The organism is Chryseobacterium sp. BLS98, from assembly GCF_001045445.1.
GTDB lineage: Bacteria > Bacteroidota > Bacteroidia > Flavobacteriales > Weeksellaceae > Chryseobacterium.
This window is the reverse complement of the sequence record NZ_LFNF01000001.1, coordinates 295162-320114: the sequence shown is the minus strand read 5'-3', so window position 1 is coordinate 320114 and position 24953 is coordinate 295162. Positions and strand designations below refer to the sequence as shown.

Genomic DNA, 24953 nt, shown 5'->3' with positions numbered 1-24953 from the left:
AATTTTAGTTGCTGGTAGTGTTGTTGTTATTGGTAGAAGAGGTTTTGTTTTCAGAACCTGGTTTGTCTTCTTCCTTCACTGCATCTTTAAATTCCTTGATTCCTGAACCAACTCCTCTCATTAATTCCGGAATTTTCTTTCCTCCGAACAGCAATACCAAAAGAATTGCTACGATAAGGATGTGCTGCCAAGATAGGGCAAGTATTGTTAGTGTGTTCATCTCTTAAGATTTTTGCAAAGTTACGCTTTTTTTAATATGAAATCCAACCTAGCGGATCAACTGGTGTATTTCCGTTCCATACCTGGAAATCAAGGGTGTAAGAACCGTCGAAATCCTGGGCTACCGTACCTACCGGAGTACCGGAGGAAACCTGCTGCCCTTTGGATACGCTTACGCTTCCCAGATTGGAATAAATGGTGAAATAGTTTCCATGTTTTACCATTACGGTTTTTGTTCCGTCACTGTTTGCCAATACAGAAGAGACTGATCCGGGATATACGGATTTGGCACGGGTGCCTGAAGGTACAGCTATTTTAATTCCTGTATTTTCCTCAACAATATTTTTGAAAACCGGGTGGGGCTGCCTTCCGAATCTGTGGGTAATCTGCCCGGCTCTGTCCGCAGGATAGCCAAGTCTTCCTCTGCTGTCTGCGAAACTGCTACCTGTAGTTGTGGTCACTCCATAGCTGGTCATTGCTTTGGTTTCGGCGGCTTTTTTCTCTTCTTCTTTTTTCTTATTCAGTGCGGCTTCTGCTGCTCTTGCTGCAATAAGTTTGTCAGATGCCTCTTTTGCTCTGGCATTGGCTTCGTCAGACGCTTTTTTAGCTGCTACTCTTCTGGCCTCATCTTTTGCATTGGCTTCTGCCCTTGCTGCCTCTTCATTACGTTTTCGTTCTTCTTCAGCTCTTTTTGCGGCAAGATCTGCTGCTTTTTTAGCTTCAATTTCCGCAAGTTTTCTTTCTCTTTCCAGTGCTTCAGCTCTGGCTTTGGCTTCCGCTTCAATTCTTGCTTTTTCTCTGTCTGCAATAATTTTAGCCATACGGATTTTTTCCGCCTCGGCTTTTTTTCTTGCTTCTTCTTCAGCTTTAGCTATTCTGATTTCTTCTGCGATAATGGCTCTGATCTGTCCTTCTAAAGCTTTGGACTGAACCTGCTTCTGCTTAAGCTCTACCGTAAGCTTGGCCTCATTCTTCTTGAAATCTGCCAGCAGTTGTTCCTTCTGTGCTCTTTCAGCATTAATGGTTGCCAGATCTTTCTGCTGATTGATCAGAAGGTTTTCTTTTTCTCTTGCAGAATTCTGTTTTTGTGCGATTGATTTTTTGATCTGGGCAGCTGCATCGCTTATTTCCGCCGCTTTTTTATCCTGATAGTCAGCATATTGTTTCAAATACTGAACTCTTCTTATAGCTTCCCCTAAATTTTTGGATGAAAGAATAAAGGTAACTTTGTTTTGTACCCCTTTGTTTTTGTAAGCATTCACGAGAACTTCGGCATAATTCTTTCTGAGAACTGCCAGTTCTTTGTTTTGACGGTTGATTTCCAGCTGACGCAGATAGATCTCATCTTCAATAAATCTTTTTTCTTTCTGAGTATTGGTGTATACCTTTTCTCTCAGAGTTAGTTTTTTATTGACATTATTAAGATAGGCAACTGAAAGTTTGGATTCAGTTCTGGTTTTCGCCAGGTCTGTATTTATCTGTACAATTTGTTTTTTAAGATCGGCATTCTGTTTCTGAAGCTGTTCCTTGTTCTGCTGTCCCTGATGAAAGCCGAACAGTAGAATACCTATTAAAAAGCTAAATTTTTTAATCATTTAATCTCAATTTTCTTATAACTGGATGGTACAGAATAAGGTGTTTCCATCCTCGAAAAGTCAAATTTCGTGTTTTCCAGTAAAATTTGGCTAGATTTTGATCCTTTTATAATTATTTTAACATTTTTCGGAAGGCGGATTCCATTGTATTCATTCCAGTTGCTGTAAGAGATTTCCAGCTCATCAGGAGATAGAACATCTTTTAAATTGACACTTAAAAGATCATAATTGGTATCATACTGGAGGGCAATTTTGTATTCCCTGGTTTTTTGATCGGTCACAATTTTCTGGCTGGTATTGGAAACCATTTTAAAGCCCTGCATATTTTTGGTCAGGGTAAATTGGGAATCACTGATTTTCACAAAAGTTCTCCCCATTAATATTTTTTCCAGCGATTTGTAATCGATGAAATTAACATTAAGCAGGTTGTTCAGATAATCAAAATCCGAGTCAATATAAGTTCTGCTCGTTTTGTCCTGCCCTTTGATCCCTTCCGGAGTAGCAATACCTCTTGCCACATTAAATAAAAGAGCCTGAAGATTCATCCAAACCTTTTTATCATTTTCAATATAGATAGTGGCATCAAGGGTTGGAATAAAGCTTCCTGTTTCCACATTCACTTTACTGTTGATCTTGATCTGATCAAATTTTGGCGGGATAAGTACATGCTCGTAGAAGGTAAGCTTATCTCTTACCGGCTCATTGGCATCTTTGGGATTTCCGTTGTCATCTGCTACAATTGTGCTGTCCTTGATATTACCGTTGTTGTTTTTGGCGGCATTTCTTGTTTTACAAGAGGATAGGGTAAGAAATATAAGAAGTATCGGGATCCAGTTTTTCATGTATTTATCTTTCAATTAAAAAAATACGCTGCAATATTAACGCCAAACCACACAAGAAATATTGTGTGGCCCGGACGTATGTTGCTTTATATTAAATATTTCTGATCTTATTTAGACAAAAAATCTAAAACAGAATAATCTCCTAAAGAAATCTCTCTGGAAACTCCAAAATACTGTGCAGAATTTCCGATCATGGAATTGGAAAGGTTCCCGTGATTGATCCTTGTATTTTCCTGAATTAGAGAGTTTTCAATATTGGAGTTCACAATGATTGTATTATTTCCCAATGAAACTCCAGGACCAATTTTAGAATTGGAGATCTTTACATTTTCGCCGATAAAACACGGCTGGATGATGAGTGAATTCTCAATCACTGCTGATGCAGGATAATTATGCATTTCTTCTCTTTCGTATTCAAGAATTTTGCTGTTGGTTTCTACGGTGGCATTTTTATTACCGCAGTCCATCCAGTCGTTTACTTTTCCTAAAGTAAATTTTGCTCCTTTTGCCCTAAGGTTTTCCAATGCTGTTGTCAACTGATATTCACCTCCGTTTTTAATATTATTGTCCATAATATAGTTAATCTCGTTCATCAGTTTTTCAGCACTGTTAAAGTAATAAATACCGATGATGGCAAGATCTGAAACGAAAGTCTGAGGTTTTTCAACGAAATCTGTAATAAAACCGTAGTTATCTAATTTTACAACTCCGAAAGCAGATGGATCTTCTACACTTTTTACCCAGATCACTCCATCGGAGTTTTTATCCAGCTGGAAGTCTGCGCGGAAAAGTGTATCTGCAAAAGCGATCACTACGTCTCCCTGCATGGAATCTTCTGCACATTTAATGGCGTGTGCTGTTCCAAGCGGATCGTTCTGGTAGTATATACTGCCTTTTGCTCCCAGTTTTTCAGCTATCTGAAGCAGAGACTTTTCAATCTCCGGTCCGAAATCCCCAATGATAAATGCTACTTCTTCAATTTTTTCACCTGCCACTTTAGCAATATCTTCCACCAGTCTCTGTACGATAGGTTTCCCTGCAATCGGGATAAGAGGTTTTGGAACTGTCAGAGTATGTGGACGTAATCTGGAGCCGCGTCCAGCCATAGGAACAATTATTTTCATAAATAATATGACAATGTTTTTAGTTGTTATTTTATAATTTGATCAGGCTAAAGATAATAATTAAAATCATTGCTGATCGTAATATTTATCATCTTGATAAACCTGTGTTTAATTTTTTTAAAAGAAGTCAATAGCATCAAATTAGAGGCCATAATTAGTTTTTTCTGATCCTTGACAACAGCATATTTTTTTCTGAATACATTAAAACTCCTGCATACACAAGAAATAAGAGATTTCCCACCCAGAAATTATAATCGAATAAATAAACAATAACAAAGCTGAAGAGCATCAGCAATCCAAGGAATAAGGTCATTTTTTTGATACGGTATGGGATAGGGTAATATTTCTGTCCTAACAGATAAGAGGTGATCATCATCACGAAATACGCAATAAACGTTACCCATGCAGAAACCATAAATCCGTATTTGCGGAGAAATAGTAAATTTAAAGCAATGGTAAGGATGGCTCCCAGCCAGGAAATTACAGTTCCCACTTTAGTTCTGTCCGTTACTTTATACCATGTGGAAAAGTTATAATAAATTCCAAAGCAGAGATTGGCGATAACGATAATCGGGATAATATCAATGGCTGTCCAGTAGCTGCTGTTAGGAATAAGGATCTGCTTCAGCCATGAAATATTGGCGATAATTCCCATGGCTACCGTTGAGGCAAAGAATGTAAAATATTCTGTCACTTTAGCATAGGTGTTCTTAGCATTGTTATTATTCATCTGCTTAAAAAAGAAGGGCTCGATTCCCATCCTGTAAGCCGTTACAAACAAGGTCATTAAAACAGCTAATTTATAGCATCCGCCGTAGGCTCCGGCATCTTCATTCGGGATATTGTAGATCTGGATAGCTTTATCAAAATTTTCATTGACCATGAAAGCCATTCCTGCAATCATTACCGGCCAGGAATATTTGATCATATTTTTAAAAAGCTCCGTGGAAAATTGAAATCTTACTTTGAAAACAACAGGAAGCAGAAGCAGAAAACCTAAAAAGCTTGCAGCAAGATTACTGTAAAAAGGAAATGATACCTTTTCTTTCAGTCCGAAACCCTGAGAAACACTCAGAGGAATATATAAGAATAAAGCAACGGTTATAACTGTTTGAAAAAGGGACTGCAAGACTCTCACTAAAGAATATTTAACCGGCTTGTTATTGAATCGGAGCCATGCAAAAGGAATGACACACAGGTTATCGAAAAATGCGATCCATGCAAACCACCGGATGTATTCGGGATTGGATGAATATCCCAGCTGGTCCGCCACCGACTGACTGAAAATCAGTAAACTTAAAAGAAAAGCCGTAGATAAACCGAATAAGAACCAAAATGAAGTGTTAAAAGTTTTCTTTTCATTATCCTTATCCGCCGAAAAACGGAAGAATGCAGTTTCAAAACCGAAAGAAAGCATGATGTTCACAAAAGAAATAAGAGCATACAGATTTGAAAATATGGCGAAATCCTTATTGTTAATTTGATTAATGTATAAAGGATTAAGAATGAACAGGATAACTCTTGGCATGATCGCCCCAATTCCATATATAATAGTCTCGTTGAGAAGTTTTTTCAATGTGTGAAATTTTATGCAAATGTAAATATTTAGAAATAGATTTATAATCGGCAACATTAAAATTCATTCATAAACCTTAATTTTGTTGTTTATAAAGGCAGGTACCGGAAGTTAACAACTAGTAACTCAAAACTTTCTGACTTCTCATATTTAGCCTCCAATTCTTATAAAAAGTAAAAAATGAAGACCCTAATTAAAAATGTAAAGATTGTAAATGAAGGTAAGATCTTCGAAAGCGATATCTTAATAGAAAATGACGTGATTTCCAAAATAGATTCCGGTATTACGGAAGAAGCAGACCAAATCATTGACGGTTCCGGAAAATATCTTTTGCCGGGCGTCATAGATGACCAGGTTCATTTCAGGGATCCAGGCCTGACCCATAAAGGGGATATTGAAACTGAATCAAAAGCTGCCATTGCAGGAGGAGTTACCAGTTTTATTGATCAGCCCAACACCGTTCCGAATGCGGTTACCCAGGAATTACTGGCAGATAAATACGAAATTGCCTCTCAAAAAGCTTATGCTAACTATGGCTTTATGATGGGAGGAACCAATGATAACCTGGAGGAAGTTTTAAAGACCAACCCTAGAAACGTTCCGGGCATTAAGCTATTTCTTGGGTCTTCTACCGGAAACATGCTTGTAGACAATCCTGAAACCCTTGAAAATATCTTCAGCAGCACCAAAATGCTGATTGCTGTTCACTGCGAAGATGAAGCCACCATTAAAGCCAATACCCAGAAATATATAGATGAATACGGAGAAGATATTCCGGTAAAATTCCATCACCTGATCAGAAGTGAAGAAGCCTGCTATAAGTCCTCTTCAAAAGCCATTGAGCTGGCAAAGAAAACAGGGGCAAGGCTGCATGTTTTTCATCTTTCAACAGCTAAAGAAATGGAACTGTTCAGAAATGATATTCCTTTGAAAGATAAAAAAATTACCGCTGAAGTTTGTGTTCATCACCTGACATTTACCAACGAAGATTATGAAACTAAGGGGTCTTTAATCAAATGGAACCCGGCTGTGAAAACCCAGAAAGACAAAGATGTATTATGGGAAGCACTTCTTGACGGAAGAATTGATGTGGTAGCTACCGACCATGCACCCCATACTGCTGAAGAAAAGCAAAATGTGTATACAAAATGTCCTTCCGGTGCACCTTTGGTACAGCATTCATTATTGGTTATGCTGGAAAACTACAGAAACGGGAAAATTTCTTTGGAAAAAACCGTTGAAAAGATGAGCCACAATCCTGCGATACTTTTCAGAATCGAAAAAAGAGGATTCATAAGAGAAGGCTATAAAGCAGATCTTGTTCTGGCTGATTTAAATACAGACTGGACCGTTGCTAAAGACAATATTCTTTACAAATGCGGCTGGAGCCCGCTGGAAGGGATGAATCTGCATTCCAAAGTAACGCATACCTTTGTGAACGGACATCTGGTTTACGACAACGGAAAAATAAATGAGCAAAAATTTGGAGAGCGTCTGCTTTTTGAAATTCAGGAATAAATAAGAACAAAGCCCTTTCAAATTTCGAAAGGGCTTTGTTTTTCTAACAATTCGCTTCTAAAATTAATCAATAGTAATTCCCTCGATCGCCTTTTCCAAAGAAGTTTCCTGGATTCCCGGAATAGATAAACCCTCTGCACGGAAAACGCTGACGTCTGTAACCCCATAGAAACCAAAAATGTTTTTGATGTAAGGTACATTAGAATCATAGATCTGGTATGGACCTTCCGAATAAATATTCCCTGAAGTAAAAGCAATGTATAATTTTTTGTTGTTTAAAAGCCCTTTTGGACCATTTTCGTCATATTTGAACGTATATCCTGCTCTTGAAGTAAAATCAAAATAAGCTCTGAGGGTAGCAGGAACCGAAAAGTTGTACATTGGAGAATCAATAACAATAATATGTGCCTCCTGCAATTCTGAAATCAATCCCTGAGAGTATTTATTGATTTCCTGCTGCTCGGAAGAATGACTTTCTTCCGGTGAAAAAAAAGTATTGATGTGCACTTCTTCTAAAAGTGGAACCTGGTTTTTTGTAAGATCACGTTCTGTTACAACCGTATCAGAATATTTTTCCTGAATTTTTTCGATAACGGCATTGCCTAATTTTCTGCTTGCTGATATTTCAGTTCTCGGACTTGAAATAATGTGAAGTATGTTTTTCATTTTTTAAATTAAAATTTCTTTAGCAAAATTATGTACATTTGCTTATCAAAAGTTAGTAGTAAACAAAAGGTTAGTACTAACCTTTTTGTTAGTTAAATTTTAAGATGTATGGAAAATTCTGTTGTTTTGGAAAAACATGCCTTTACCGGGAAATGTTCCGAAAATCTTTCTTCCGTGGAAGATGCAATCTACGTTATCGGTGGAAAATGGAAGCTGAAGATCATTATTGTCTTACAGGAAAACGGGAATATCCGTTTTAATGAATTGCAGAGAGCAATCAATGGCATATCGGCGAGGGTACTTTCTAATGAATTGAAAGACCTGGAGTTGAACGGCTTTGTCAAAAGAGTAGTGCATGCCGAACAGACACCGGTTGTTGTGGAATATATTTCGACCGATTACAGCCGTACACTGAAACCCGTTATTATCTCCCTTTCGGAATGGGGGAGAACTCACAAGAGAAAACTTAGAGAAGACTTTTAATCGTATAAAAATAAGGGCTGCAATTTGCAGCCCTTATTTTTATAATTTTTCAGATGATATGATCATTCTGATGCAATCAGAAAATTACTTTTTCGCCTTGGCACTCATATAAAATGTTAGCTTCCCGCCATTCATAATTTCCGAATGTTTCAGGGTAGAGTTTTTAATTTCTTTACCATTCAGAAGGATTTTCTCAACGTAGACATTCTTCGGACTCTGATTCACAGCTTCGATTTCAAAGGTTTTTCCGTTTTCCAGATTTAAAACTGCGGCATCCACAGCCGGACTCCCGATGGCATAATCTTCAGATCCCGGTGCTACAGGATAAAATCCGAGTGAACTTAAGATATACCACGCGCTCATCTGTCCTGCATCATCATTTCCTCCCAAGCCATCGGGCGTTGCCTTGTACTGCATTTCAAGAATGCGTCTGATCTGGGCCTGAGTCTTCCACGGTTGCCCTGCCCAGTTATAAAAATAGGCAACATGGTGGGCCGGTTCGTTGCCGTGAACATAGCCGCCGATAATTCCTTCGCGGGTAATATCTTCTGTATCTGCAAAAAATTCATCAGGCAGATGCATCGTAAACAGCTCATCTAGTTTTGAAGCAAATTTTTTCTTTCCGCCCATCGCCTGGATCAATCCGTCAGGATTCTGTGGGACAAAAAAGCTGTAGTTCCAGGAATTTCCCTCGATGAAACCCTGGCCGTGGGTGCTTAATACATCAAAATCCTTTATGAAGCTTCCGTCTGCCAATCGGGGACGCATAAATCCTTCTTTCGGATCGAAATTATTCTTCCAGTTTTCAGAACGCTTGATGAACTGGTTATAGATTTCCGTTTCGCCCAAATGCTTGGCCAGCTGTGCAATGGCCCAGTCGTCATAAGCATATTCCAGGGTGTTAGAAACTGAAGTTCCGTTTTTCTCTGCAGGAATATAGCCCATGTCGATATAATAACCGATGCCTTCATAATCTCTTTTATTGGCTGTTGCGATACAGGCTTTCAGTACTTCCTTCGGATCACCGGTATAATTTCCTTTGATTACCGCATCCGCTGCCACACTTACGCTGTGATAACCGCTCATGCACCAGTTATCGTTGGCGTAATGGGACCATATCGGGAGCATTTTCATTGAAAACTGATTATAATGGGCCATCATGGATTTAACCATATCGTTATTCCGTTTGGGCTGGATGATATTAAAAAAAGGATGAAGGGCACGGTAGGTATCCCAGATGGAGAATGTCGTGTAATTCGTAAAACCTTCTGCTTTGTGAATATTCTGATCTAAGCCTTTATATTCGCCATTGATGTCCATATAAGTGGTAGGACTGATAAAGGTATGATACATTGCAGTATAAAAATTTGTTTTTTCTGTGTCAGAACCTTTGATGACAATTTTATTCAGTTCTTTATTCCAGTCTTCCTGAGCTTTAGCTTTTATCTGATCAAAAGATTGGTTTCCGGTTTCTTTTTCCAGGTTTTCCAACGCATTGATCTGACTTACGGGAGAAATGGCCAATTTCACTTCAACAGCTTCATTTTCCTGGGTATCAAAGTCAAAATACATTTTCAGGTTTTTTCCGGCGATTTCAGGGAAATTTTTGGTCTGGTCGAATTTTCTCCAGAACCCTTTGTAAGCCTGTTGTCCGTCAAAGTTCTTCTGCCCGTATGATTTAAAAGGTTTTGAAAATTTCATGGCGAAATAAACCGTTCTTGTTCTTGCCCAGCCGTTTGTCTGGCGGTAACCTGTGACCGTACCGTCGTTTTCCACGCGTACATAAGTCCAGATGTTTTTACCGTCATAGTTATAAATGCCGGCAGTAAGGTCTAAAATAATATGTGCCTGATCAGATTTTGGAAATGTATAGCGGTGAACTCCGGTTCTCGTTGAGGCAGTGAGCTCTGCCAGAATATTATGATCGTCCAGTTTTACTCTGTAATAGCCTGCTTCAGCTTTTTCATTCTGATGAGAAAACCTGCTTCTGTAGCCGCTTTCAGGATTTAATGCTGTTCCCGGATTCAATTGTAATTTTCCAACAGTTGGCATGATCAGGAAATCTCCAAGGTCAGAATGCCCCGTCCCGCTGAAATGGGTTGAACTGAATCCTACAATAGTTTTGTCTTCATAACGGTAACCTGCACAGTATTTATAGACTTCACCGTTATATTTTCCGTTAAGTTCGTAAGAAATGGTATCGGTTTCCGGGCTCAATTGTACAGCACCGAAAGGAACGGTTGCCCCGGGATATGTATGACCCATTTTTTCCGTCCCGATCAATGGGTTGACGTATTGTATTAATTTTTCAAATTTTTGAGCTTTAAAATGTAAACTAAAAAAAAGAAGGAATAGAAAAACAGTTGTTCCGTAATTTTTCATTAATGGCAAATTTTCAAAGCTTAAAATTAATTAAAAATCGAAGAATAATTGTTTGTTGCTTTAACTTAAATGGAATTATATCTTAATGGTTTAGAAAAATAAATAATTCATCATGTATTTTTCTCTGAAAACCGAAAACCTATTCCATGCAGATTTTCGATCAGGATATTTTGCTCATCGGCCAATACTTTCCGCAGGCGAGAAATAAATACATCCAGGCTTCGGCCCATAAAATAATCATCATCGCCCCAGATTGCTTTAAGGATATCCTGTCTTTTCAGCACTGTATTCTTGTTTCGGATAAAGTATAAAAGCAGTTCAGACTCTCTTTGGGTAAGCGTAATGCTGTTTTCTGTATCCTGCAGGGTATAGTTTTTGGGATCAAAATTGTATTTTCCGACTTTGTATTTAAGCGGGGAGGCATCTGTCCTTTTGGTGCGTTTCAGGAATACTTCAATTTTCAGGATTAATTCTTCTATGCTGAAAGGTTTTACCAGATAATCGTCAGCACCGAGTTTTAATCCTTTGATCCTGTCCTCTTTTAGAGCTTTTGCAGAAATAAAAATAATGGGAATCTCTGAATTTTTATCGCGGATTTGCTGTGCCAGTTCAAACCCGTTCAGTTCCGGCATCATAATATCCAGCAGGCAGATATCGAAACTCTGGCTGTTGAATGCGTCCAGTGCAGATCTTCCATCCGAATAGCAGTTGATATCATAATAACTTTCAAGGCTGTCCTGGATCAGGAAAGCGATGGTTTTATCATCTTCTGCATATAAAATTTTAGATTTCTCCATACTTAAACATTATTAATTTTAAAACGGGAAAAAGAGCGTTATAGTGATTCCCCTGTCTGTATTATTCTCAACCGAAATCTTCCAGTTATGCTGTTGTACAACTTTTTTTACATAAAACAGCCCCAATCCGAAACCATTCACTTCCTCATTCTTTTTGTTGGGTACCCGGTAAAATTTTTCAAAAATATGAGGAATATTTTTAGGTGGAATTCCCATTCCGTTGTCTTTAAACTTTAAATATAAACCTTTTGAATCTTTATAGGCTGAAATTCTTACAGTGGGTTCAGTTTCACAATACTTAATCGAATTATCCAGGATATTGTATATGATATTGGTAAAGTGAAATTCATCTGCCATTACTGAGAGGTGATTTTCAATTTCTAAATCGATCGTCATATTTTCATTCTTTTGCTTGATAGTATCGGCAATTTCCTGAATAAAAGGGAGTAGTATTATTTTTTGAGGTTTTAATGACAGTCCGGAAGAATCATTCTTGGCAATATTCAGTATTTTTTCAATATGACTGTTGAGTTTGTAGCTCTGATTGATAATAATGGAAGTGTAAGTCTGCAGCTTGGCATTTTCCTGTACCATTTCCTGCTTGCTGAGAGATTCTGATGCTAAAAGGATGGAGGACAGCGGAGTTTTAAACTCATGGGTCATATTATTGATGAAATCACGCTGCAGTTCCGAGAATTTTTTCTGCTGAATAATAGTATAGATAGAATAGACATATACCAGCAGGATAATAATAAGTGCTGCCGTAAGCACATACCAAAACCTTAATGAGCTGCTGAGGTAAGTGGTTTTATCAGGAAAACGTATGGAAAAATAGTAAATCAGGTTTTTATGCTTGGGGAAATTAATCACTTTATCGCTGGGTTCTTCCTGATTTTTAGACATATACCTTCCGTACATCATTTTGTCACTATGACAATTATATAGGGCATATACATAATCTGTATTGACTTGAAAACGGGTGAATTCCGTTCTCAGGTAATGTTCCAGAACTACCGGATGAAATTCATTATTGATATTGACTACATAATAATCGTTTGCAATAGTCTGTACAGGATTTTCGGTGAAAGATATTTTCTCACCGGATAATTTTTTGGCAACCTCTAATAAGGCAATATTTACTTTCTGATTGAATTTTTTATCCTCAAGATTATAAGCCTGCCTGGTCCACAGCAGCTGGGCTATTAAAATTCCAATGATAGCAATGAATCCGAGCGTTATGATAATATTGAGTTTTTTTATTTTCATTTTCTGAAACAATATTATCCAAAAATATCTATTAATCTTTTATCATTAACAACTCGTTAACAAATGTTTGACAGCGGTTAACAAGTTGTATCGGCCTTCTGCTTTACATTTGCTATATCAAAAAGACAATAACAGATTCCTTTTATTTATTAATATTTAAATTTATACTCATGAAAAAATTAAAAATTACAGCACTTTTGGCCGTTTTGGCATTTTCCCCGTTTTATGCCAATGTATTTCCTTCCGAAACTAATCCGGTAGTAAAAGTTATTGCTGATGCCATTAAATGGAAATCAGAATCTATAGACGTGGGAAATATCCCTCAGGGAAAACCAAAACTTATCAGATTTGAATTTACCAATACCTCTTCCAAGCCGATCGTTATAGAAAATGTAGCACCATCATGTGGCTGCACCACAGCAGATTATACTAAAACTCCGATTCTTCCCGGAAAAAAAGGATTTGTAGAAGCAAGTTATAACGCAGCTAGCAAAGGACCATTCATGAAAACGGTTAATGTAACCACCAGCGAAAGCAAAACCCCTAAAGCACTTTCTTTCAAAGGAGTAGTTGCCTAAAATTTTACAGTCATATGGTTTTAAGACCCCTGCATCCTTGTGATTCGTTACAAGGGTGTTTTTTTATTTTTATTATTAAGGCAGGTAAAAGGAGAAAACTATTTATAACATTATGATTTATCCCATTATTTTAAATGGCATGAATTCAATATTTAGTATTTTTAGGAAAAAATAAAATCATATGAATTTATATACACAGCCCATGTTGCGCGAAGGTGCATTACAGGATAAGGTAGCAATTGTAACAGGAGGCGGAAGCGGCCTTGGAAAAGCAATGACCAAATATTTTCTTCAGCTTGGGGCAAAAGTGGTGATCACTTCCCGTAATCTGGAAAAATTACAGGGAACGGCAAAAGAACTGGAAGAGGAAACCGGTGGAAAAGTTCTGTGTGTTGCGTGCGACGTAAGAAACTGGGATGAGGTGGAAGCTATGAAAGAAGCCGCCTTGAAAGAATTTGGAAGAATTGATATTTTACTGAACAATGCAGCCGGAAATTTCATTTCGCCAACAGAAAGACTGACCCATTCTGCCTTTGATTCTATTTTGGATATTGTTTTAAAAGGAACTAAAAACTGTACCCTTTCCGTTGGAAAACACTGGATAGATTCTAAAAGTCCGGGAACAGTTCTTAATATTGTAACCACCTATGCGTGGACAGGCTCTGCCTACGTGGTTCCTTCAGCATGTGCAAAAGCAGGAGTTCTGGCTATGACAAGATCTCTTGCGGTAGAGTGGGCTAAATATGGTATCCGCTTCAATGCCATTGCGCCGGGACCTTTCCCTACCAAAGGAGCGTGGGACCGATTGCTTCCGGGAGACCTTCAGGAAAAATTTGATATGAGAAAAAAAGTTCCTTTGAGAAGAGTAGGAGAGCATCAGGAGCTTGCCAACCTGGCGGCTTACCTGGTTTCAGATTACTCTGCTTATATGAATGGAGAGGTAGTAACTATAGATGGAGGAGAGTGGCTTCAGGGAGCAGGAGAGTTCAATATGCTTGAAGATATTCCGAAAGAAATGTGGGATGCACTGGAAGCGATGATCAAAGCTAAAAAGACAAATTAATTTAATTTTTTCATAAAATAACCCCGGATTTGTAACGATTCCGGGTTTTTTTATAACTTATCAGAGAAATCTTATAAATTATTCCAATGAATTATAAACTTCCACGTCTTATTGCAGCAGCGGCAGTATTCCTTTTTTCAGGAACTGCTTTGGCACAGGAAAGCCCGAAATACAGTTATGTAGAAGCATTCAAGCCCTTCTTCTATCCCCAGACAGGTACGGAAACCCGTTCTGCAAGCGGACAGCCGGGGCATGCTTATTGGCAGAATTCAGCAGATTATAATCTGAATGTTAGCCTGAATGATGCTAAGAATGAAATTACAGGAACAGCTGAAATTACCTACACCAATAACAGTCCTGACCAACTGAGTTTCTTATGGCTGCAGCTGGATCAGAATTTATTTGCTAAAGATTCCCGGGGTAATGCTGTAGTTCCGCCTTCAGGCAGCAGAAACGGAGCCCATGGGGAAGATTTGGACGGAGGTTATAAAATTAAATCGGTAAAGCTGGATGGTAAAGATGTAAAATATACCATCACAGATACCAGAATGCAGATTGATCTTCCCAAAGAGCTGAAAGCAAAAGGCGGTGTCGCTAAAATTAAAATTGAATATTCATTTGTATCTCCTGAATATGGCTCAGACAGAATGGGAGTGCACAATACAAAAAACGGTAAAATATTTACCATTGCCCAATGGTATCCGAGAATGTGCGTATATGATGATGTGATGGGATGGAATACTCTTCCTTATGTAGGAGCTTCTGAGTTTTATCTTGAATATGGTCATATCACAGCAAACATTACCGTTCCTGCCAATCATTATGTAGTGGCATCCGGAGAACTCCTGAATTCCAGAGAGGTATATACTAAAGAAGAAAATAACCGTTGGGAGCAGGCCAGAAACAGTGATAAAACAGTGATGATCCGTCCTGAATCTGAAATTGGTAAAAATCAGGCTTCCGGTACTAAAACATGGAAATTCAAAATAGATCAGACCCGTGACTTTGCCTGGGCTTCGTCACCGGCATTCATTCTCGATGCGGCCAGAATAAATCTTCCGAGTGGTAAAAAATCTGTTGCCATATCTGCGTATCCTGCAGAAAGTGCTGGGGAAAAAGCCTGGGGAAGATCTACAGAATATACAAAAGCAGCGATTGAACATTATTCCCAGAAATGGTATGAATATACTTATCCTGCAGCGACCAATGTAGCAGGAAATGAAGGCGGAATGGAATATCCGGGGATTGTATTCTGCCATATGGACTCTGCCGGCGAAGACCTTTGGGGAGTTACCGATCATGAATTCGGGCACAACTGGTTCCCAATGATCGTAGGTTCCAATGAAAGGCTGTTTGCATGGATGGATGAAGGCTTCAATACCTTTATCAATGAATTATCTACAAAGGCCTTTAACAATGGAGAATATTACCATAAGAAAGATCTTGCCAGAACCGGAAGCTTTATGATGAGCGATAATATTGAGCCTATCATGGTAGGTCCGGATAATATGAAAGAAAGAAGCATAGGAGTTCTTGCTTACTTCAAGCCTGGAATGGGATTGCAGATTTTAAGAGAATCTATTCTTGGTCCTGAAAAATTTGACAAAGCTTTCAGGACGTATGCTGACCGGTGGGCTTTCAAACATCCTACACCTTGGGATTTCTTTCACACCATGGAAAATGTATCCGGTGAAGAGTTGAACTGGTTCTGGAGAGGATGGTTTATCAATAAATGGAAGATCGATCAGTCGGTTAAAGATGTGAAATACATCAATGGTGATTTTAAAAACGGTGCCCAGATCACAGTGGAAAATATTGGCCAGCTTCCGATGCCTACAACGGTTCAGGTGAAATTTAAAGATGGAACAAAACAGATCGTGAAAATTCCGATTGAAGTCTGGAAACGTAATACGGAATGGGTGCTCAAACTGAATTCAAATAAAGAGATTGCTGAGGTAATGCTGGATCCGGATGCAATGGTTCCTGATGTTAATGCAAAAAACAATATCTGGCCTTCTGCGGAAACTAAGCCGGTTGATAAGATCAATACAAAAGATTTTGCAGGGACTTATGTTACCAAAAGTGATCCGATCAAACTGACCTTTATTGATAAAAACGGACAGCTTTATGCCAAGGCAGGAAATCAGCAGGAATTTCCACTGCAATATGCAGGGAATAATACTTTTACTTTTGAAGAAGCGGCTATAACGCTGGAATTCAGTAAGGATAAAAAGGGGGTTACTTTCAAACAGGGAGGAAGGGAATACCAGTTTACCAAAGAATAAAACATATTTTAAATGATATTGAGAGGCCTAAACTTCATATACTGGAGTTTAGGTTTTTTGTTGGTGAAAGGTAGAGAATGGAGGTGGGAAGGTTATTAAAAGATTAAAAGAAAGGTTAGATTTCTATTACTTATCCTGGCAATTATAACTTCCATCTTCCAGCTTCCCTCCTTAAATTAACAATAATGTATTTCCAAACCTTCATCATCTCTCATAAAGATGTTTTATTTTTGTTACTTAATTTAAAATATGGTTATGAATTTCAGATTTTCAATCGTATCCCTGCTGTTCTTTGCCTTGGGATTCTCTCAGGACCTTAAAGTCATGAGCTTTAATATCAGGCTGCAGGTAACTTCAGATAAGGAAAATGCCTGGACGGAGAGAAAACAGGATGTTGCAGATTTGTTAAATTACTATCATCCTGACTATTTCGGGGTACAGGAAGCGCTTCCTGAGCAGATGAAAGATATTAAGACCAGCCTTAAGAATTATGATTATGTAGGGGTAGGGCGAGATGACGGAAAAGAAAAAGGTGAATTCTCAGCCATTTTTTACGATACGAACCGACTTCAGGTAGTGAAATCAGGGACGTTCTGGCTTTCTGAGACTCCGGAAAAACCTTCGAGAGGATGGGATGCTGCCCTTAACAGAATTTGTACTTATGCCGTGTTCAAAGATAAAAAATCAAAGAAGGAATTTTTAGCAATGAACCTTCACTTCGACCATGTCGGGAATATAGCGAGAGTGAAATCTGCAGACCTTATTTTGAAGAAGATCAAAGAGATCAATCCTAAAAATCTTCCGGTTACCTTAAGCGGAGATTTTAACTTAACGGATGACTCGGAACCGATAAAGATCCTTTCACAGAATCTAAATGACAGCTTTTATCATACCGAAACGAAACCTTACGGGCCAAAAGGTACATTCACGGGCTTCAATGTAAATGAGATTCCTAAGGACAGAATCGATTATATTTTTGTAAAAGGTTTCAGGATAAAATCCCAGAGACATATTAATGACAGAAGAGAAAACCTGCTGTATCCATCGGATCATTTCCCTGTTCTTACAGAGCTTTCTTTTTAATTGGTGACCGTACATTTAGCAAATAGCTTAACCAATTCCTTCTCGGAGTTGGTTTTTTATTTTACGTTCATTCATAAAACATTATTATAAAAAGAAATGATTGTCAGGTCTTACATTTTCTTTAATTTTGATATTTATTTTTAAAAATCAGATATGAAACGATTTCTTTATGTTCTGGCAATAGCTGTTTCTATGCAACAGGTTTCTGCTCAGGAATTATATATGCCAAGGAATATTAAAAAAGCCTATGAAAAAGGAACCCGCGATATTTCGGGCGCCCCGGGTAAAAACTATTGGCAGAATAAGGGAATTTATAATGTGGAGGTAAGAGTGGATGCCGGGACTAAAATAGTTTCAGGAAAAGAAACAATCATGTATAGCAATAACAGCCCGGATGCACTTCAGGAGTTGGCCATCAGATTTGTGAATAACCTTCATAAGCCTCAGTCGCCGAGATCGGGATTTGTATCTAAGGATTTCCTGTCTTCCGGTCTTCATATTAAATCATTTATTGTAAACGGGGAAAAATACCAGGTAAACAGCGATGACTGGGGAACTGTAGAAAAAGTAAAACTGAATAAAGTATTAAAGGGCGGAGCTAAAGCTGAGGTAAAGATAGAATGGGAATACCCGCTTTCCGTACAGAGCGGAAGGGAAGGACAGATAGATCCTGAAACGTTTTATGTAGCCTATTCTTTCCCAAGAATTTCCGTGTATGATGATTACAACGGATGGGACATGCTTCCTCATTCCGACAGGCAGGAGTTTTATAATGATTTTAATGATTATAGTTTCGCCATTTCTGCCCCGAAGAATTTTGTTGTATGGGCCACCGGAGATTTTCTGAATCCTGATGCTGTGCTTCAACCGGAATATTTAAAAAGGTATAAATCCTCTCTTAAAAGCGATAAAGTCGTTCATATTGCCTCCGAGCAGGAAATGAAATCCGGAAAGGTAACCAAACAAAACAAATGGAATACCTGGAAATTCAAAGCTAATCATATTACAGATTTCTGCTTTGCAATGAGTAATCATTATGTGTGGGATGCTTCAAGTGTACAGCTTAAAACAAAGCGTGCAAGCGTTCAGGCAGGTTATAAAAACGGGGCTAAGGATTTTGAGCATTATGTAGAATGGATGCGTTATAATCTGGATTGGTTCTCAAAAAAATGGCCGGGCGTGGAATATCCGTATAATGTAATGACGGCTATCCAGGGGTATGCAGATATGGAATATCCAATGATGATTAATGATACCAGTATTCCGGATGATCTTCGTGATGCACGGCTTACGGCAGATCATGAGATTGCCCATACTTATTTCCCTTTTTATATGGGAATCAATGAAACCCGTTATGCCTTTATGGACGAAGGTTGGGCGACCACACTGGAATACCTGATCGGAATTGATGAAAACGGCGAAGCTGCTGCAAAGGAATTTTACAAAAACTTCCGGGTTAAAAGATGGATCAATGATCCTTCTGCGGAGCAGGATCAGCCGGTGATTACCATGAGTACGCAGGTAAGCGGAGCCGGGTACGGAAATAATTCTTATGTAAAAGCGTCCCTGTCTTATCTTGCCCTAAAAGATTATTTAGGAGACGACCTGTTTAAAAAAGCACTTCTTCACTATATGGATAACTGGAATGGGAAACATCCTGTTCCATGGGATTATTTCAATTCAATGAATACAGGTTCCGGTAAAAACCTGAACTGGTTCTTTCAAAACTGGTTTTATACGAACAACTATATTGATTTGAAAATAACCGGTGCTTCTCAGCTTAATGATCTTCTTACGGTCAATGTGGATAATGTGGGAGGTTTTGCCATTCCTTTTGATGCTGTTCTGAATTACGAGGACGGATCTGTGGAAAGGCTTCATTTTTCGCCGGGTCTGTGGGAGAAAAATCAGAAACAGGCGGATCTTACTGTTCCTATTAAAAAGAAAGTAAAGTCAGTGACTTTGGATGGAGATATCTTTATGGATTATACTCCTGAAAATAATACAAAAGCATTATAAAAGAAAAGAAAAGAAAAGAAAAGAAAGCGCCTGAATTGAAAATTCAGGCGCTTTTTATTGAAATCAATTGTTATTAATAAACTCTTAATCCGGCTCTTGCTCCTGTAGAAGCTACTACAGACTGAACTCTTGATTTCTGTCCTGCTGAGAACATGAACATGGCAGCATCGTCTACATAATCCATATAGTTCATAAACATTACAGATCTCTGAACCCCTGTACAGGTATTGTATAACGGGTAAGTTGGTTTTCCGTAGTTCGCAGTAGTCTGTGTAGGTGTATCTGCAACCTGGTCATTGCCACAGTTGGCATCACCCCAGATATGTCTTAGGTTTAAGTAGTGGCCTACTTCGTGTGTGGCTGTTCTTCCTAAGTTGTAAGGTGAAGCAGCTCCTGTTTTTCCAAAGTACGGAGCGGCAATAGCCACACCGTCATTCCATAACCCTGCAGATTCAGGGAATGTAGCATACCCCAGGATAGTTCTTCCCTGGCTGGTCATTTTGCTTACCACCCAAATGTTCAGGTAGTTTGCCGGACTTGTGGCGTCGATTCCTCCTTTAGATGCTTTCTTCATGTCATCATTGGTTGCCCAGCTTGTTTTGGTGGTAGCTTTTCTGATGGTATTTACTAATCTGAATTTTACTTTTGTATCGCCTGCACTTACCGTCTGGAACTCGCCGGGGATTTTATTTGCATCGGTATTGGTTCCGCTGTAGTCTGCATTCAGTACGTCGATCTGCTCAGCGATTCTTGCATCAGAAACATTTTCTGCAGCGGTTTTATATAATACGTTTACAACAACAGGAATTTCCACCGTACCATCTGCAAGAACTTTTCCCATTTTTAAATCAGCCGCGAATTTTTCAGTATTTGCTTCTAATGCATTAAATTTTTGTCTGAGCTCCGCATTGTTTTTTAATGCTTCCTGTCTTACCTCTTCGGATGCACATCCTCTTTGTGTTAAACCTGCTGAAGCAATGTCTTCATTTGCCGGATTTTCATTTTGGTTCGACATGTTGTCGCTGTTACAAGCTGACATGAAGCCTAATACAACGGCTCCCAATAATAGTTTCTTCATAAGTTGTTATTTTGTATAATTTCAGATTGTGAATTTATATCATTAAAAATTATTATGCAACTTATTTTTGATTTTTATTGTACATATTACAATTTATTGTTTCATTTGTTATTGTTTTAATTGTTAATATGTAATTCTTTTGATTTTATGTTAATTTTAATATTGAATGGAAAATAATTTACTTTTTTTAAAAATTTATAGTAAAAATTTAATTTTTTAGGGTTTTAAATAGATTATAGAGTTTGTTACTGATTAAAATTCTAGGGTTGATTTCAGGCTCAAATTCTATTTTAGTGAAAACATTTTATTTTCGCTTTTTTCCAATGCGTCCGATAGATCAGACTTCATTAAAAAAGGAGCCTGAAGAAAAATTTCAGGCTCCTGTATTTAAGTTAATTTGGATATTGATTATCTTAATCCGGCTCTTGGTCCGGCTGCAGCTACTACGGCCTGCATTCTTGTTTTCTGGTTGGCAGAGAACATGAACATAGCTTTATCATCTACGTAATCCATATAGTTCATAAACATTTGAGAACGGCTTACCCCTCCGCAAACTCTGTTTAAAGGATAAGTAGGAGTACCGTAATTAGGTCCCGGAGAAACAGGAGTGTCATTAGAGTAATCTGTCTGGCAGCCAGTGTTGGAAGATCCCCAAAGGTGAGGCAGATTTAAATAGTGACCCACTTCGTGCGTAACGGTTCTTCCTAAATTAAACGGAGCGGTGGCGCCTGTTTTTCCGATATATTGATAACCTATTACAAGACCATCATACCATAGTCCTGCAGATTCAGGGTAATAGGCATATCCAAGTGTTCCCGGCTGGCTGTTTTCATCAAGGATAGAATTAACCACCCAGATGTTCAGGTTTTTAGTAGGATCAGTGGCATCAATTCCTCCTGTAGAGGACTTTTTCATTTCTTCAAGATCCGATCTCCAGCCTGTTTTTGTATATTGCTTACGGTTGGTTGCTACCAGTTTGAAGCTGATTTTAACATTCCCGGCGGCAGATGGCTGAAATGCTGCAGGTATTTTATTAATATCCGTGTTGGTTGCTCCATAATCTGCATTCAGTACTGCGATCTGTTCTGCAATTCTTGCATCAGAAATGTTCTGTGTGGAAGTATTGTAGATGACATTGAAGACAACCGGTATTTCAACAGTTCCGTCGGCAAGTACCTTGCCCATCGTTAAATCCCTTGAAAACTTTTCAGACTGTAATTCATTGGCTTCGAATCTGGCTCTCAGTGCCGGATCATTCTGAAGGTTCTTCTCTCTTATAAGGTCTGAAGGACAGCCTCTTTTGGCATTGGTAATTCCTGTAGGAGCAGCCGGATCCTGAGATATTTCCTCTTGGTTTGAAATATTATCACTGTTACAAGCTGACATGAAGCCCAGAACGAGAGCTCCGAATAATAGTTTTTTCATAATAAATTTTAAATGGTTTGGTCTCCAAATTTATATTATAAAAAATTAATACACAAAATATTTTTGAAAATATTTGAATATTTATCATTCAAATCTTGTTAATATTGAATATTTTTCTATTTTTATGTAGTTTTGTTAAATTTTAATCATATCACCAATGTGTGTTTAAAATATTTTATATTTAATTGTATTTTTGTTTAAAATAATCAGGTGATATATCTGAATTGATTTATATTTTTAATTTTGTTTTCTGTCTTTCGATCAGCCTGCAAAACCATTTTTAATAGCAAAAACAGCCAGGCCAACTCTCGTTTTAAGATCCAGTTTATCACATAACTGGTCTCTGTAGCTTTCTACCGTTCTTGGACTGCAACACATTTTGTCGGCAATTTCCTTATAACTTAGCTCTGTGACAGTATATTTCAGGAATTCTCTTTCGCGGTCGGATATTTTTACGGCATTTTCTGCTTCCTTTTCTTTGTTCAGGTTAGAGAATATAATTTTTGATGCCCATTCCGGATAAAAGAATCCGTCAGAATTTAATTTTGTGAGGGCGGTTTCAAGATCCTTCGGATGGGTGTTTTTCAGCAAATATCCTTTTGCCCCGTTTTTGATCATTTTAATAACGCTGTTGTCATCTCCCTGCATGCTGAGTGCCATCACTTTGATGTCCGGATGGTGCAGCGTAAGCCAGGCGGCAGTTTCAAAGCCGTCCATAATAGGCATGCTGATGTCCAGCAGAACAATATCAGGAATTTTTCCATTGTCTTCAAATTTCTGGATCAGGTCTTTTCCGTTCTCACACACATAGATTACCTCAAATTCATTAAAATTATCAATAATTCCTTCCAGTGCTTTGGCAATAAGTACGTGATCATCAACAATCACTATTGTTTTTTTCATGGCTGTTTCTTTAAAATAATATGGAGTGAAGTACCGGTATTTTCCTGACTTTCAAGAGTGAAATCGGCACCTATGATGGCTGCTCTGTTTTTCATATTGGTCAGGCCTATGCCGTTAGATTTTATTTTATCACTGTCAAACCCGATACCGTCATCCTTAAGTTTCAGCTCCCAAAGTATATCTTCAGAGGTATTCAGTTTGATCAGGATATTTTTGCAGTTGGCATGCTTGATACTGTTCTGGATAAATTCCTGAGTAATCCTGAGCAGTACATTTTTATGGACAAAGCTCAGATCAAGCTGCCTGAAATTATGTTCAAAAGTCACATGACACCTTTTAAACGTATTCGTATTGTCTACCTCTTCCTGAATCAAAGTTACAATTTCCTTTTGGTTTATATTGTCGTCTGTCAGGGTTTTTGAAAGGCTTCTGAGATCCTGGAGCGATTGGTTAATAATCTGAGATACCTGGTCGATCCTTTCGCTCACCTCAGGAACTCTGTTTTCATAGAGAAGCTGTTGGGTATAAAGACTTACCAGTGTCAGTTTCTGTCCGATATTGTCATGAAGCTCGCGGCCTATCTGCTGCATGGTTGCCTGCTGAATTTCAAGCTGTGTGGCGAGGAGCTCACGCTTGTGAATTTCGTTTTTTACTTCAATTTCATTCATATATTCTCTTTTGCGTTGTTTGTATTTGCGGATATAAACCATCACAGCAGCTACAAACAACACAAAAAAAATGTTGAATAGAATGATCGTTATTATGAGTTCTGTTTTCCCCATATGAATGAAATTGAAAATAAAAGGTACATTATAATTCCTGATATCAGAAAATAGTTAAAATACATGTCCCATAACTCTTTATACTTAGCCAGAAGACTGAAAAATGTCCAGAAAGGAAGGGTTCCGATATAAAATAAAGTAACCCCGAGATTGATGTAAAACATTTTGTTTCTGCTGAAATTTAAAATCTCGGTAGAGTTAATCTGCTTATAATACTCCATAATAACCAATACCATTAGTATAAGACATCCGAATGTATAATTGAAAGAGAAAATGATCTTTTTGGTAGTAAAGAATATTTCGCTTGGGATAAATGATAATAAATATAATATTGACAGGATATAAAAGAGCTTTGGTCTTCCCAATGACTTTGCAGCATACAGCCAGTAAAAGAAAAGAAACTCAACGGGAATTACGAAATAATTGAAAAACTTTGGTTTGTCGTATTCTATAAACAAGTGTCCCCATTTTCCTATTGCTTCAGATACGAACATAAGTATAAGATAGATAGAAAAATACTTCCAGTATCCGTCTTTATTACCACGATTATAATAAATAAGAGATATTAAGGCGGCGATTCCTTCCGTCCAGATTAGGGATTCCTGAAGTATCTTCTGAAAATCAGTCATGTGTGTTATTTGATAAATGGATTATTGAATTAAGGGAATTGTTCAACTTTTGGGTCTTGGGGTGGAGATAGTGTCCCATGGTTTTCAGCAATTGTTTCCGGAGAAACGGTGTCGCCATTTTTTGATGCCATAGCCAATGAGGAACCGGCATTTAAAGGGCAAAAGTCATAATTAAGCATTTCCCCGTTCTCATCTGCTTTTTTCAGGGTAGGGATCATCACTAGGGTATGTCTTTCTGCATATTCCAACTCTACAGGATGACTTTCCATGATAGCCCAGTCTTCAGCTTTAGGATAGGCTGCATAATAAAACCTGATGCCTAAATCCTCTTCAGAAACTCCGGGATTTACTTTTTGCGCTTCATTTTCTATACAGGCAATGAATTTCTTAAGTTTGGGAAGATCAAACCAGATGGCGTGGGAATCGGTAATTCCTAATTCTTTATTCACGGCCTGCATTTGGTTATTTCTGTAGTTGTCTATCAGATTCTGAACGAGATCAGAGGCGATAGTATTTGAAGCTGAAACAGCTCCAATTGATCCACTCTCAAAAGTAGGTTTTGTTTCCATAATGTTAGTTTTATAAAAGAATGTTAGTTAGTAGTGCAAATTTCGTAAAAAATAAGCAGTAAACGGATGTG

At 38.1% G+C, this 24953-nt stretch carries 22 protein-coding genes; 7 read left to right on the top strand and 15 right to left on the bottom strand.

Going from position 1 to position 24953, the window contains the following annotated elements:
- Positions 1-4: 4 nt before the first annotated feature.
- The 5 genes from ACM40_RS01425 to ACM40_RS01405 all read right to left on the bottom strand — a co-directional run bounded on the left by ACM40_RS01425 (position 5) and on the right by ACM40_RS01405 (position 5356).
- Positions 5-220 carry a twin-arginine translocase TatA/TatE family subunit gene (locus ACM40_RS01425; protein WP_034702992.1) on the bottom strand — a complete coding sequence of 72 codons (216 nt, stop codon included), beginning with the start codon at positions 218-220 and terminating at the stop codon, positions 5-7.
- Positions 221-251: 31 nt separating this feature from the next.
- Positions 252-1814, bottom strand: coding sequence for a peptidoglycan DD-metalloendopeptidase family protein (locus ACM40_RS01420; RefSeq protein ID WP_048501074.1), 1563 nt, complete (start codon positions 1812-1814; stop codon positions 252-254).
- On the bottom strand, positions 1811-2656 hold the full coding sequence (locus ACM40_RS01415) for a DUF4292 domain-containing protein (RefSeq protein ID WP_048501073.1): 846 nt from the start codon (positions 2654-2656) through the stop codon (positions 1811-1813). The genes ACM40_RS01420 and ACM40_RS01415 overlap by 4 nt, the downstream gene beginning before the upstream one ends.
- A 107-nt stretch (positions 2657-2763) precedes the next feature.
- Positions 2764-3780: a sugar phosphate nucleotidyltransferase gene (locus ACM40_RS01410; protein ID WP_048501072.1), complete on the bottom strand. Its 1017-nt coding sequence runs from the start codon at positions 3778-3780 to the stop codon at positions 2764-2766.
- A 154-nt stretch (positions 3781-3934) separates the two neighbouring features.
- Positions 3935-5356, bottom strand: a complete 1422-nt coding sequence (locus ACM40_RS01405; RefSeq protein WP_048501071.1) for an oligosaccharide flippase family protein — start codon at positions 5354-5356, stop codon at positions 3935-3937.
- Between the two features lie 180 nt (positions 5357-5536).
- Here ACM40_RS01405 and ACM40_RS01400 point away from each other — a divergent pair, with 180 nt between their 5' ends.
- On the top strand, positions 5537-6874 hold the full coding sequence (locus ACM40_RS01400) for a dihydroorotase (RefSeq protein ID WP_048501070.1): 1338 nt from the start codon (positions 5537-5539) through the stop codon (positions 6872-6874).
- A 63-nt stretch (positions 6875-6937) separates the two neighbouring features.
- Here ACM40_RS01400 and ACM40_RS01395 read toward each other — a convergent pair whose 3' ends face one another.
- Positions 6938-7540 (bottom strand): FMN-dependent NADH-azoreductase, encoded by a 603-nt coding sequence (locus ACM40_RS01395; protein ID WP_048501069.1) that lies wholly within the window; start codon positions 7538-7540, stop codon positions 6938-6940.
- Positions 7541-7648: 108 nt separating this feature from the next.
- Here ACM40_RS01395 and ACM40_RS01390 point away from each other — a divergent pair, with 108 nt between their 5' ends.
- Complete coding sequence (locus tag ACM40_RS01390; protein WP_048501068.1) at positions 7649-8023, top strand: winged helix-turn-helix transcriptional regulator; 375 nt, start codon at positions 7649-7651, stop codon at positions 8021-8023.
- Between the two features lie 84 nt (positions 8024-8107).
- Here the strand turns inward: ACM40_RS01390 and ACM40_RS01385 are convergent, their stop codons facing one another.
- From ACM40_RS01385 to ACM40_RS01375, 3 genes are all read right to left on the bottom strand, one after another.
- Positions 8108-10405: a GH92 family glycosyl hydrolase gene (locus tag ACM40_RS01385; protein ID WP_083996762.1), complete on the bottom strand. Its 2298-nt coding sequence runs from the start codon at positions 10403-10405 to the stop codon at positions 8108-8110.
- A gap of 110 nt (positions 10406-10515) precedes the next feature.
- Positions 10516-11202 carry a response regulator transcription factor gene (locus ACM40_RS01380; RefSeq protein WP_048501067.1) on the bottom strand — a complete coding sequence of 229 codons (687 nt, stop codon included), beginning with the start codon at positions 11200-11202 and terminating at the stop codon, positions 10516-10518.
- An 18-nt stretch (positions 11203-11220) separates the two neighbouring features.
- Positions 11221-12468 carry a sensor histidine kinase gene (locus ACM40_RS01375; protein ID WP_048501066.1) on the bottom strand — a complete coding sequence of 416 codons (1248 nt, stop codon included), beginning with the start codon at positions 12466-12468 and terminating at the stop codon, positions 11221-11223.
- A gap of 170 nt (positions 12469-12638) precedes the next feature.
- On the opposite strand from ACM40_RS01375, the gene ACM40_RS01370 reads away from it, so the two are divergent.
- The 5 genes from ACM40_RS01370 (at position 12639) to ACM40_RS01350 (ending at position 19496) form a co-directional block, all read left to right on the top strand.
- A complete protein-coding gene (locus ACM40_RS01370) occupies positions 12639-13046 on the top strand; it encodes a DUF1573 domain-containing protein (protein ID WP_048501065.1) in 408 nt (135 codons plus the stop codon).
- A gap of 181 nt (positions 13047-13227) precedes the next feature.
- Positions 13228-14109 (top strand): SDR family oxidoreductase, encoded by an 882-nt coding sequence (locus tag ACM40_RS01365; protein ID WP_048501064.1) that lies wholly within the window; start codon positions 13228-13230, stop codon positions 14107-14109.
- 86 nt (positions 14110-14195) lie between these two features.
- Positions 14196-16394: a M1 family metallopeptidase gene (locus ACM40_RS01360; RefSeq protein WP_048501063.1), complete on the top strand. Its 2199-nt coding sequence runs from the start codon at positions 14196-14198 to the stop codon at positions 16392-16394.
- Between the two features lie 255 nt (positions 16395-16649).
- A complete protein-coding gene (locus tag ACM40_RS01355) occupies positions 16650-17477 on the top strand; it encodes an endonuclease/exonuclease/phosphatase family protein (protein ID WP_048501686.1) in 828 nt (275 codons plus the stop codon).
- A gap of 153 nt (positions 17478-17630) precedes the next feature.
- Positions 17631-19496 (top strand): M1 family metallopeptidase, encoded by a 1866-nt coding sequence (locus tag ACM40_RS01350; protein WP_048501062.1) that lies wholly within the window; start codon positions 17631-17633, stop codon positions 19494-19496.
- A 73-nt stretch (positions 19497-19569) separates the two neighbouring features.
- On the opposite strand, the gene ACM40_RS01345 is transcribed toward ACM40_RS01350, so the two are convergent.
- From ACM40_RS01345 to ACM40_RS01320, 6 genes are all read right to left on the bottom strand, one after another.
- Positions 19570-20574: a zinc metalloprotease gene (locus ACM40_RS01345; RefSeq protein ID WP_048501061.1), complete on the bottom strand. Its 1005-nt coding sequence runs from the start codon at positions 20572-20574 to the stop codon at positions 19570-19572.
- A gap of 408 nt (positions 20575-20982) precedes the next feature.
- A complete protein-coding gene (locus tag ACM40_RS01340; protein WP_048501060.1) occupies positions 20983-21999 on the bottom strand; it encodes a zinc metalloprotease in 1017 nt (338 codons plus the stop codon).
- Positions 22000-22260: 261 nt separating this feature from the next.
- On the bottom strand, positions 22261-22902 hold the full coding sequence (locus ACM40_RS01335; protein WP_048501059.1) for a response regulator transcription factor: 642 nt from the start codon (positions 22900-22902) through the stop codon (positions 22261-22263).
- Positions 22899-23570 carry a sensor histidine kinase gene (locus ACM40_RS01330; RefSeq protein ID WP_228376116.1) on the bottom strand — a complete coding sequence of 224 codons (672 nt, stop codon included), beginning with the start codon at positions 23568-23570 and terminating at the stop codon, positions 22899-22901. Before ACM40_RS01330 ends, ACM40_RS01335 begins: the two co-directional genes overlap by 4 nt.
- A gap of 92 nt (positions 23571-23662) precedes the next feature.
- A complete protein-coding gene (locus ACM40_RS01325) occupies positions 23663-24313 on the bottom strand; it encodes a hypothetical protein (RefSeq protein ID WP_048501057.1) in 651 nt (216 codons plus the stop codon).
- 29 nt (positions 24314-24342) lie between these two features.
- A complete protein-coding gene (locus ACM40_RS01320) occupies positions 24343-24882 on the bottom strand; it encodes a hypothetical protein (protein WP_048501056.1) in 540 nt (179 codons plus the stop codon).
- Positions 24883-24953 lie beyond the last annotated feature (71 nt).

Bases quoted from the DNA above. Each gene is read 5' to 3' on its own strand.
- ACM40_RS01425 (WP_034702992.1), bottom strand. From the start codon at position 220: ATGAACACACTAACAATACTTGCCCTATCTTGGCAGCACATCCTTATC.
- ACM40_RS01420 (WP_048501074.1), bottom strand. From the start codon at position 1,814: ATGATTAAAAAATTTAGCTTTTTAATAGGTATTCTACTGTTCGGCTTT.
- ACM40_RS01415 (WP_048501073.1), bottom strand. From the start codon at position 2,656: ATGAAAAACTGGATCCCGATACTTCTTATATTTCTTACCCTATCCTCT.
- ACM40_RS01410 (WP_048501072.1), bottom strand. From the start codon at position 3,780: ATGAAAATAATTGTTCCTATGGCTGGACGCGGCTCCAGATTACGTCCA.
- ACM40_RS01400 (WP_048501070.1), top strand. From the start codon at position 5,537: ATGAAGACCCTAATTAAAAATGTAAAGATTGTAAATGAAGGTAAGATC.
- ACM40_RS01395 (WP_048501069.1), bottom strand. From the start codon at position 7,540: ATGAAAAACATACTTCACATTATTTCAAGTCCGAGAACTGAAATATCA.
- ACM40_RS01390 (WP_048501068.1), top strand. From the start codon at position 7,649: ATGGAAAATTCTGTTGTTTTGGAAAAACATGCCTTTACCGGGAAATGT.
- ACM40_RS01385 (WP_083996762.1), bottom strand. From the start codon at position 10,405: ATGAAAAATTACGGAACAACTGTTTTTCTATTCCTTCTTTTTTTTAGT.
- ACM40_RS01380 (WP_048501067.1), bottom strand. From the start codon at position 11,202: ATGGAGAAATCTAAAATTTTATATGCAGAAGATGATAAAACCATCGCT.
- ACM40_RS01375 (WP_048501066.1), bottom strand. From the start codon at position 12,468: ATGAAAATAAAAAAACTCAATATTATCATAACGCTCGGATTCATTGCT.
- ACM40_RS01370 (WP_048501065.1), top strand. From the start codon at position 12,639: ATGAAAAAATTAAAAATTACAGCACTTTTGGCCGTTTTGGCATTTTCC.
- ACM40_RS01365 (WP_048501064.1), top strand. From the start codon at position 13,228: ATGAATTTATATACACAGCCCATGTTGCGCGAAGGTGCATTACAGGAT.
- ACM40_RS01360 (WP_048501063.1), top strand. From the start codon at position 14,196: ATGAATTATAAACTTCCACGTCTTATTGCAGCAGCGGCAGTATTCCTT.
- ACM40_RS01355 (WP_048501686.1), top strand. From the start codon at position 16,650: ATGAATTTCAGATTTTCAATCGTATCCCTGCTGTTCTTTGCCTTGGGA.
- ACM40_RS01350 (WP_048501062.1), top strand. From the start codon at position 17,631: ATGAAACGATTTCTTTATGTTCTGGCAATAGCTGTTTCTATGCAACAG.
- ACM40_RS01345 (WP_048501061.1), bottom strand. From the start codon at position 20,574: ATGAAGAAACTATTATTGGGAGCCGTTGTATTAGGCTTCATGTCAGCT.
- ACM40_RS01340 (WP_048501060.1), bottom strand. From the start codon at position 21,999: ATGAAAAAACTATTATTCGGAGCTCTCGTTCTGGGCTTCATGTCAGCT.
- ACM40_RS01335 (WP_048501059.1), bottom strand. From the start codon at position 22,902: ATGAAAAAAACAATAGTGATTGTTGATGATCACGTACTTATTGCCAAA.
- ACM40_RS01330 (WP_228376116.1), bottom strand. From the start codon at position 23,570: ATGAATGAAATTGAAGTAAAAAACGAAATTCACAAGCGTGAGCTCCTC.
- ACM40_RS01325 (WP_048501057.1), bottom strand. From the start codon at position 24,313: ATGACTGATTTTCAGAAGATACTTCAGGAATCCCTAATCTGGACGGAA.
- ACM40_RS01320 (WP_048501056.1), bottom strand. From the start codon at position 24,882: ATGGAAACAAAACCTACTTTTGAGAGTGGATCAATTGGAGCTGTTTCA.